1 protein-coding gene and 1 pseudogene are annotated in these 1,219 nt (G+C 72.4%); both read left to right on the top strand.

Features of this window, described 5'->3' with window-relative positions; genetic code table 11:
* A partial coding sequence (locus ACZ4Z5_RS33355; protein ID WP_468270034.1) for an SCO6880 family protein occupies positions 1-546 on the top strand: 546 nt, incomplete at its 5' end.
* 5 nt (positions 547-551) lie between these two features.
* Positions 552-1,219: pseudogene (locus ACZ4Z5_RS33350) on the top strand (ATP-binding protein); the annotation flags it as partial.

The raw sequence follows: 1,219 nt of genomic DNA, 5'->3' as shown, positions 1-1,219 counted from the left end.
TTCGCGGAGCTGTCGTGGGGCGAGTGCGGGCCGGCGGCTGCGGATGACGGGTGGGAGGAGTACGCGCACGACGGCGGTGTGTCGGTCTCCTGGGTGCTGCGGGAGATGCCGCGCCGCCCGATCCCTTACAGCGCACTGCTGCCGCTGCTCAGCCCCGGCCGGTTCCAGCGAAGGGTCACGCTCGCCTACCGGGTCCTGGACCCGCACGAGGGCGAGGCGGTGCTGGAGCGGGAGATCAGCAACGCCGAGCAGCGTGCCCATGCGACCGCCCAGGTCAAGGGGCGGGCGAAGTGGTCGCAGAAGGCCGACTACGCGCGGGCGGAGAAGGCCGCGGCGCAGGCCGCGTCCGGTGCGCAGGTTGTGGACTGGACGCTGATGGTGACCGCCACCGCCCGTACCGCCGAGGAACTGCCCGCCGCCCGGCAGGAGTTGGAGCGGGCGGTGAAGGCGACGCGTGGGATCCGGATGCGTCCGGCGTTCGGGGCGCAGGCGGCGGTGTTCGCCGCCGGTCTGCCGCTGGGCTACAACCCGCTGGTGAGGGACTGACAGGGATGGCACGCAAGCCGCAGCAGAACATCGCCACGCCCCGGCGCATGCAGCCGTCCACCGATCCGGAGAAGTCGCTCGCCGAGCGGCGGGCGGAGCGGAAGGTCGAGCAGAAGCGGCGCCGGAGCTTCGCCGGGCGGCTCGGATGGGGTGGCCGGTTCGGTGGCCGGGCCCCGGTCGAGGACGCCGGCACCGTCTACACCGGCCCGTCCACGCAAGTCGGGGGTCTCTACCCCTTCCTGCTCGGGGCGGGTCTTCCGCCGCGCGGGGTGCCGGTCGGCCGGGACGTGCTGACCGGTGAGCTGGTGTGCATCGACCCGTCCGGCTGGACCGGCACCCTCACGACCAACCCTGGCGTATGGGTGATGTCCCAGCCGGGCGCGGGCAAGTCCGCGCTGGTCAAACGGATCTGTCTCGTCTACAGCTCCTACGGGCACATGGTCTGCGTGCCCGGCGACGTCAAGGGCGAGTACAGCGACCTCATCCATGAGCTCGGCGGCAGCGTGGTCCGGATCGGCGGCGGTGCCGGGCGGATCAACCCGCTGGACTCCGGTCCCCTCAAAGACCATTTGCAGGCCCTGCCGGAGGCCGAGCGCGAGGCCCTGGTCGACGTCCTCAACGGCCGCCGCCTGGAGACCCTTGGCGCGCTGTTGTCCACCAAGCCGGGGCTGGG

It is taken from the genome of Streptomyces sp. NPDC030222 (assembly GCF_055573115.1).
Note: the sequence above shows the minus strand (reverse complement) of the source record. Positions and strands in the feature narration are given on the sequence as shown.